Source organism: Nocardia sp. NPDC050175 (assembly GCF_044459885.1).
Classification (GTDB): Bacteria; Actinomycetota; Actinomycetes; order Mycobacteriales; family Mycobacteriaceae; genus Nocardia.
In genome coordinates this window covers 168,711-177,328 of record NZ_JBITJI010000003.1, presented here as the reverse complement: position 1 = coordinate 177,328, position 8,618 = coordinate 168,711, and the positions used below count along the sequence as shown (strand labels likewise).

The 8,618-nt window shown below is 66.3% G+C and carries 6 protein-coding genes; 5 read left to right on the top strand and 1 reads right to left on the bottom strand.

What is annotated here, in order from left to right:
* Positions 1-218: 218 nt before the first annotated feature.
* The gene (locus ACIBK2_RS11750; protein WP_396966231.1) at positions 219-875 is read left to right on the top strand and encodes a PhzF family phenazine biosynthesis protein; all 657 of its coding nucleotides are present in this window, start codon (positions 219-221) and stop codon (positions 873-875) included.
* A 264-nt stretch (positions 876-1,139) separates the two neighbouring features.
* Here the strand turns inward: ACIBK2_RS11750 and dxs are convergent, their stop codons facing one another.
* Entirely contained in the window at positions 1,140-3,062 is a 1,923-nt protein-coding gene (gene dxs, locus ACIBK2_RS11745) for a 1-deoxy-D-xylulose-5-phosphate synthase (RefSeq protein ID WP_396966229.1), read from the bottom strand.
* 167 nt (positions 3,063-3,229) lie between these two features.
* Between dxs and glsA the strand changes: the two genes are divergently transcribed.
* From glsA to ACIBK2_RS11725, 4 genes are all read left to right on the top strand, one after another.
* Positions 3,230-5,095, top strand: a complete 1,866-nt coding sequence (gene glsA / locus ACIBK2_RS11740; protein WP_396966227.1) for a glutaminase A — start codon at positions 3,230-3,232, stop codon at positions 5,093-5,095.
* A 1,397-nt stretch (positions 5,096-6,492) separates the two neighbouring features.
* Entirely contained in the window at positions 6,493-7,173 is a 681-nt protein-coding gene (locus tag ACIBK2_RS11735; RefSeq protein WP_396966224.1) for an SIMPL domain-containing protein, read from the top strand.
* 147 nt (positions 7,174-7,320) lie between these two features.
* A complete protein-coding gene (locus ACIBK2_RS11730; RefSeq protein WP_396966222.1) occupies positions 7,321-7,488 on the top strand; it encodes a hypothetical protein in 168 nt (55 codons plus the stop codon).
* A 97-nt stretch (positions 7,489-7,585) separates the two neighbouring features.
* The gene (locus ACIBK2_RS11725; protein WP_396966220.1) at positions 7,586-8,470 is read left to right on the top strand and encodes a lysostaphin resistance A-like protein; all 885 of its coding nucleotides are present in this window, start codon (positions 7,586-7,588) and stop codon (positions 8,468-8,470) included.
* The last annotated feature ends 148 nt before the right edge of the window (positions 8,471-8,618 follow it).

Sequence of the window (8,618 nt, the reverse complement as noted above, 5' to 3'; positions counted from 1 at the left end):
ACGCGGCAACGCGGCAACGCGGCAACGCGGCAACGCGGCAACGCGGCAACGCGGCAACGCGGCAACGCGGCAACGCGGCAACGCGGCAACGCGGCAACGACAGACATTGGCCGCCAATAGGACATAGCGGCAGTCGTTCTCGCGTCAGTCCACCACCATGCCCCGTCAATCATGAGATGCCCGATCTTGGTGAGCGATCGAAATGGTTGACTACGTGGGTGATTGAATACGAGGTGTTGCGCGTCTTCTGCGGCCCTGACGGTCGACATGGCAATCAACTCGGCGTCGTGCGCGATGGGTCGGCTGTCGCCGGGGAAGCCGAGCGCCAGGCTTTCGCCAGGAAGCTGGGTTTCAGCGAGACCGTGTTCATCGATGACCCCGAGCGCGGCGTCATCGACATCTACACGCCGACCCTCCGACTGCCTTGGGCCGGACACCCGTGCGTAGGCACAGCCTGGCTCCTCAACGTCCCCACCCTGATCACGCAAGCAGGCGTCGTGCGCACCCGCACCGACGGAGAGTTCACTTGGATTGCGGCGCAAGCCGAATGGGCACCGCCGCGCACCCTGCGCCAGTACAACTCCGCGGCCGAAGTGGACGCACTGGCCGTGCCGGAACCGGGCGAGTGGATCTACGCCTGGGCCTGGCAGGACGAGCCTGCCGGTCAGCTCCGAGCCCGCGCCTTCCCCGGCCGCGACGACGGCATCGACGAGGACGAGGCAACCGGCGCCGCAGCCCTACTCCTCACCGCCAGTCTCGGCCGCCCGCTGCACATTTCACAGGGACACGGCTCGCAAATCGTGACCGCCCCGCGCCCGGACGGTCTGATCGAAGTGGGCGGACGCGTAAGACAGGAAACGAAGCTCGAGTACTAATTCCAAGCCAGCGGAGCGTTGGCTGTCGCCAAGCGGATCCGCTTGGCGACAGCCGCGAGGGCTCACGAGGATCGGACCCGAGCAGAGCGATACCCGCTGGCCGTGCCTGCTCTTTCGCCGCAGCCGCCGCATACGTGCACGCGGATCGCGCTCTCGCTCAGCGGATCAGGAAACCCGATCCACGGTCACGCGATCCGATCCCGGGTCCACTGCGATCCTGATCGACCGCGATGCAATCCCGATCCACTGCGGCGCGAACTCAACTCACCGCGCCGCGAGCCAACCACCGATCCGTCGGGCGATGTCCGGCGCGGTCAACCCGAGCTCCGCGTGCACGGCACCGCGCGACGCGTGATCCAGGAACTGTTGTGGCACACCGAGATCCCGGGTCGGGATGTCCAGTCCGGAGTTGCGCAACCGGGCCGAGACGGTCGAGCCGATGCCTCCGTGCAGCCCACCGTCTTCCAATGTCACTACGAGCCGGTAGTTTTCGGCAAGCTTGACCAGGGTGTCGGAGACCGGCAGGACCCAGCGCGGATCGATGACGGTGACCGAAACACCTTCGTTCTCCAGCAGATCCGCGGCCTGCAGGGCAACCTCGGCGAAGGAGCCGACGGCCACCAGCAGCACATCACCGCGCACCGCCTGGACCGATCCGCCACCGTCGAGGGCGTCGCCGGCGCGATCGCCCGCGGCAAGCCGGAGCACATCGACCCCGTCGAGTCGCTCGACCGCCGAGATATCGTCGGAGACACTACCTTTGGGGAACCTGATCGCGGTGGGTCCGTCGTTGACGGCGAGCGCCTCCGCCAGTTCCTCGCGCAACGTCGCCGCGTCACGCGGTGCCGCCACCCGGATCCCCGGAATGATGCCGAGCACGGACAGATCCCACATCCCGTTGTGGCTGGCGCCGTCCGGTCCGGTGATGCCGGAGCGATCGAGCACCACGGTTACCGGCTGCTTCAACAGCGCGACGTCCATCAGCAGCTGATCGAACGCACGGTTGAGGAACGTCGAATAGATCGCCACGACCGGATGCATGCCGCCGAGCGCGAGCCCGGCCGCCGACGCCATCGCGTGCTGTTCGGCGATGCCGACATCGAACATCCGCTCCGGAAACCGCTCCCCGAACGCCGCGAGCCCGGTCGGCCCCGGCATGGCCGCGGTGATCGCGACGATGTCGTCGCGCCGTTCAGCGTGTGCGACAAGTTCCTGCGAGAACACCGACGTCCACCCCAGCGCCTTCGGCCCACCCACCGGCACCCCGGTGAGCGGATCGATCGGATCGCAAGCGTGCATCTGATCGGCGATGTGGTTCTCGGCCGGCGCGTACCCGTGCCCCTTCTGCGTCACCGCGTGCACCACGACCGGCCCGCCGAAGTCCTTGGCCCGGCGCAGCGCGGATTCCAGCGCGACGATGTCGTGCCCGTCGACCGGGCCGACGTACTTCATCCCGAGGTCGCTGAACAGCTCCTGCGGGCTCACCGCATCCTTTATCCCGGCCTTCACCGCGTGCATCATCGAGTACGCGGACTCGCCGACCCGCGGGATGCTCTTCAGGATCCGCTTCCCGGCGTCGAGCGCGTGCTCGTAGGCGGGTTGGGTGCGTAGCGCGGTCAGCCGGTCGGCCAGGCCGCCGATGGTCGGCGCGTAGGAGCGGCCGTTGTCGTTGACGACGATCACCACCGGCCGGTCCGGCGCGCCCGCGATGTTGTTGAGCGCCTCCCAGCACATGCCGCCGGTGAGCGCGCCGTCGCCGACCACGGCGACCACCCGCCGGTCCTGCCCGGTCAGCGCGAACGCCTTGGCCAGTCCGTCGGCGTAGGACAGCGACGCGGAGGCGTGCGAGGACTCCACCCAGTCGTGCGCGCTCTCGGCGCGGCTCGGGTAGCCGGACAGGCCGCCCTGCTTGCGCAGCGTGTCGAACTCGCCCTTGCGGCCGGTCAGGATCTTGTGCACGTAGGCCTGGTGGCCGGTGTCGAAGATCAACGGATCGGCGGGCGAATCGAAGATCCGGTGTAGCGCGATGGTCAGCTCGACCACGCCTAGGTTCGGGCCGAGGTGCCCGCCGGTCGCGGCAACCTTCTGCACGAGGAAATCGCGGATCTCGTCCGCCAGCTCACGCAATTGCGGTGCGGTGAGCGGACGAAGATCTTCGGGCGTGTCGACCCGGGAAAGCACTCCCACCTGAACTCGCTCCCTCCGGATAGCGCTTCTGATCCGATCAGTCTACGGAGCGGCGGGCAGTGCCTTCGAACGAGAACCCAACTGCCACACCTGGCAACGACCGCCACCTGCCGACATCAGGCCGAAATGTGAGCCTCGGCATACCGTACTCGGCCTACAGTGATCGTGTGGCCCAGCCCGAAGAGGCGATCGAGCGGACAATTGAACCGGGCGTCGTGTCCAGGATCGTCAACGACGTATTCCAACTGTGCCGGCCCGACGATTCCGGTACACTTGCCGACTACATTCCGGAACTCGCTGCGGCGCAGCCGGATTCGTTCGCCTTGTGCCTGGCCACCGCCGACGGGCGGGTCTACGGCACCGGCGACCTGGACATCTCCTTCACCATCCAATCCATCTCCAAGCCGTTCACCTACGCGCTCGCGCTCGCCGATCGCGGCACCGAGTTCGTGGACGAACGCATCGACGTGGAGCCCTCCGGGGAGGCGTTCAACGAGATCAGTTTGGATCCGGTGACCGAGCGCCCACGCAACCCGATGATCAATGCGGGCGCGATCACCGCCGCGTCGCTGATCACCGGCCGCGATCCGAGCGAGCGATTCGAGCGCATCCGGCGCTGCTATTCGCGCTTCGCCGGGCGCGAACTGAGCATGAACGAGGCGGTGTACGCGTCCGAAGCGCGCACCGGTTTCCGCAATCGCGCGATCGGTTACATGCTGCGCTCGTTCGGCATCATCGACTCCGACCCGGACGAGGCGGTCGACCGCTACTTCCGGCAGTGCTCGATCGACGTGACCTGCCGCGACCTCGCGCAGATGGCGGCCACCCTGGCCAACAACGGACGCAACCCGGTGACCGGCGAACGCGCACTGTCCACGGCGCTCACCGAGCGGGTGCTCAGCGTGATGACCACCTGCGGCATGTACAACGCGGCGGGCGACTGGGTGACCAGCGTCGGACTGCCCGCGAAGAGCGGGGTCGGCGGCGGCATCGTCGCCGTGCTGCCCGGGCAGATCGGCATCGCGGTCTACTCGCCGCGGCTGGACAAGCACGGCAACAGCGTGCGCGGCGTCGCGGCCTGCCGGGAGCTGTCGCAGCGGCTGGAACTGCACTTTCTGCACGTCACGCGGGCGGCGCGGACGGCGATCCGAGCCGGGTACTCGGTGGCCGAGGTGCCATCGCGGCTGCGCCGGACGACCGAGGAGATCGCCGTGCTCGCCGAACACGGGCATCGGGCGCGGGTCTACGAACTGCACGGCGATCTGTTGTTCGCGGGCGCGGAGAGTGCGGTACGGACCATCGAGACCCAGGCGGGTGAGCTGGAGGCGCTGGTAGTGGATCTGCGCCGGGTCGGTGAGGTGAGCGAGATCGCGGTGCGGATGATCGATGATCTGCAGACCGAACTCGCGGCGGTCGGTGTGCGGGTGGCACTGGTCGATCCCGACGCCAAGCTCGGGCACGTGGTGTCGAGCCTGGATCCGAACGATCCGCGCGGGCGAGTGTTCATCGACCGCGACACGGCGACCGAATGGTGCGAGGACATCGTGCTCGACCAGCATCGGCCCGGCGACGAGCCGGTGTGCACATCGATCGCGATCGAGGATCATCCGGCGCTCGCGGCGCTCGAGTCCGATGATCGGGTGCAGTTGGCGAAGGAGTTCGAGGTGCACACCTTCGCCCGCGGTGAGGTGATCGCGCGGCGCGGGAGTGCCCGGTCCGGGCTGTATCTGATCCTGGAGGGGCGGGTGCGAATCACCTTCGAGGGCAGTGACAACCGGACGCATCGGCTGGTGAGTTTGTCGTCCGGGATGTCGTTCGGGGAGATTCCGATGCTGGTCGGGACCCCGTTCGTGAACGAGGCGCGGGCCGAGACCGGGGTACGGGTCGCGGTGTTGAGTCCTGCGCGATTCGATCAGCTCGCATCCCGGGCCCCGCAGTTGAAGTTGGCGTTGCTCGAGCGGTTGGCGGCAGGGGCGTATGCGCAGATGGACGCGGCGGTGCGCGCGATTGCCGTGCGCGGGGGTGATTACTGAGCGATTCATTGGTTGGTGCGTGGGTTGCCGTCATCACGGCGGACGGCGGTGCTGCGAGATTTCGGGGAACGCGGGGGGGTGTGGTGGTGGAGACTCTTCGTGAAGGGTGTACGCGTCCCACGTATTTACCCAATAGTGCTGAGCACGCCGTGCGCCGTACCCGACCTTCCCCGTACGGTCAGGCGCGCGCGTGGACTTCCAGCCTGGCTGGCCGGCTGTGGCGGCGTATCGAGACCTTCGGAACCCGAGTTCGGTGCGCATTGGCCCGTTCCAGCGTCGTCAGGCAGCTGTCGTTGCGCGACAGGGCTTCGGAGAATCGAGTCGAGTCAAATGGTCGCTAATTGATCTTCAACAACGACCTTTTGACTCGACTCAACGCAGCCACGACGACTTGACGTACGAAGCATCCTCTTGACGTAGGTTGCAACATGCGTCAAGAGGACACAACCTACGTCAAGTGGCACTGCACAGGCTCGCTCGACACCACCGACTACACCGCACCCGAGTCACTCCCCTGGCGGACAGCGGTGGGGTGCGATTTCGGGGGCCGCGGGGGTTTTGCGGGTGGCGACTTCCCGTGAAGATGTACGCGTCCCACGTATTTACCCAATAGTGCTGAGCACGCCGTGTGCCGTACCCGGCCTTCCCCGTACGGTCAGGCGCGCGGCGTGGACTTCCAGCCTGGCTGGCCGGCTGTGGCGGCGTATCGAGACCTTCGGAACCCAAGTTCGGTGCGCATTGGATCCGTTCCAGCGTCGCCAGGCAGCTGTCGTTGCGCGACAGGGGCTTCGGAGAATCGAGTCGAGTCAAATGGTCGCTACTTGATCTTCAACAACGACCTTTTGACTCGCCTCGATCCGCAAACGACCATTTGACTCGACTCAACGCAGCCACGACGACTTGACGTACGAAGCATCCTCTTGACGTAGGTTGCAGCATGCGTCAAGAGGATGCAACGTGCGTCAAGTGGCAATGTGTTGGCTCGCTCGACACCACCGACTGCACCGCACCCGACACACTCGCTGCTCAAGATGCTTGAGAGCAGCACCGCAGCGGGCCAGCCAGGCTGGAACCGCCACTCCGTGACCAACAGCAGGGGAAGGCCGGGAACCCCACCTCACGCGCTCGGCAGTACTCGATCATTCCCGAACAAGCAGACGTCCCTGAACCGTTGTTGCGTCGGCAGCATCGCACCCCGCACCCGGCACGCAACCGACGACGAGAGTCACCCAACCAGCGGACGCCGAGATCGGGTCGCGACGCGTGGGCAAAAGGTGCGGCTCTGACCAGGTATCCCGAGGAAGGCTGACAAACTTTGACCGGCGGGGACGATTGCGTGCTTTCCGCCGTTGACCACATGAAGCGAGACTCACCGCCGACCATTTGAGGAGCATGCCGTGAACGAGAAGTCCGAGTCCGCCGGTGCGGGCGTAATCACGATTTTCGGCAGCGGCACTGCACGCGCCACGCCGGATTTGATGCGCGTCACGATTTCTGTCGAATGTCGGGCGGGCAAGGTCGCGCTTGCCTACAGCAAGGCTGGTGAGCGGGTCGCGGGTGTCACTCGTTCGCTGCGCTCCGACGGTGTCGAGGGTAAGGACATTGCGACCAGCGGATTGTCGGTGCACACCGAGACAGTGTGGACCGAGGGCCAGGGCAATCGGATCACCGGATATCTCGCGAGTACGTCGCTGACCGTCGCGTTGCGCAACCTTGGTGACGATGCCGATCCGGGTCCCGCGACGATCATCGCCAACGCTGTCGACGCGGGGGGCGACGATGTTCGGCTCGGTGGGTTGAACCTCACCTTCGCCGATCAGGAGTCGCTGCTCGTCCAAGCCCGGGACGCGGCGTGGGAGAACGCGGTCGCCAAGGCCGAGCAGTTCGCGGCAAGGGCGGGCCGGGCGCTCGGCGCGGTGCTCGAGATCACCGAGAATACTTCCGCCGCACCGCCTTCCTTTCCGCGGGTGAAGGCGATGTCGGTCGCGATGGACGCCTATGGTGCCGCTCCGGTTCCGGTCGAGCTCGGCGAGAGCGAGATCTCGGCGGACATTCGGGTTACCTGGCAGATGGATTAATCCGACAGGGCCAGACTGCCACAGGTCTCGGCAATCATTTATCGCAAACCGTTTGCCGCAAACCGTTGTCGCAAATGGATTGTCGCACATAGTTTGTCGCACATAGTTTGTCGCACACGGAATCTCGCGTGTCGGTCAACGAATCCGATGGCCGTTCATCTCGGTGAACTCATCGCCCTGCAGCAGTCCGGCCCGCTCCGGCTCACCGTCCGCCACATTCCCCGCTCGGACATCGGACAACCTGCCGACCAACCGTTGCTGGTCTCAGCGGGCATGCGCAACAGATCGACTGGCGACGAGCCGCCACCGTTCTGATCGGGCGACAATAGAAGAACTTTCGACATCGATGGAACCGGACGGACGTCCGCCGCGTCCGAGTAGGTAAGGCAGCACGCCGTCCTAAGGATGTCGGATGATCGCTCGTCGCAACGATTTCGTTCTGTTCCTGCTCGTCGCGTTCGGTGCGGCGTGGGTGCTCGCGTCCGGGCCGTGGCTCGATGGTCAGGGGCTGCGGTCCGGACTGTGGCTGCATACGGCGGCCGCGTTGATGATGCTGTCCCCCGCGCTCGGCGTGCTGGCGGTGTGGCGATACCGGCGACTATCGTGGTCTGCGCTGTTCTCGCAGAACGGGTTACGGCTCGGCGCGCGACCACGGCGGACAGGGTGGCTCATCGTGGCCGCCTGGCTCGGCGCGCCAGTGTTCCTCTGGCTGGCGTTCGGGTTGAGTGCGCTGTTCGGCGTGTACATCTTCGAGTTCCCGAGCCCCGCGATGGTGGCAGCCCTCGTCGTCGACGCGGTCACCGTATCCACCCTCGGCACCCTGCCGTTCGCGCTCGGCGAGGAGCTCGGCTGGCGTGGCTGGCTGATGCCGCAGCTCACCCGCCGCCTCGGCCTCACCGGCGGAATCGTTGCCACCGGCGTGATCTGGGCGCTGTGGCACGCTCCGCTGACGCTGCTCGGCTACAACTATCCGAACCTCGGCGCCTGGGCCGCCGTCGCGTTCATCGGATTCTGCGTGCCGCTCGGCGCCATCCTCGGCTGGCTGCGGATGTATACCGGCAGCATCTGGCCATGCGTCGTCGCGCACGCCGCGATCAACGGCAGCGCAGCGCTGTTCGGTTGGTTCAACTCCCCTGCACACGAAGCGAATCCGCTGCTCGCGGGCTGCGGAATCGTCGGCTGGGGCGTGCTCACCGTCATCGCGGCGTTGCTGTTCACCTGGTTCCCGGTCCGTCCAGTGGCGGCCAAATCGGAAACCTTTGCGGCACCGGCAAACTCCTGGCCTTCATTCGGCTGAGGCTCCGCATCCCTTGCGGCAAGCGCGTATCCGGCACAACCCGGCGCGCGTCCGAGGAACCGCGACCGGACATGGTGAGCGTCGATCACCATCACCGCAACCGGTGCGCGTACGTCTTAGTCGCGATCGGACGAGTGCGGACCGCCGA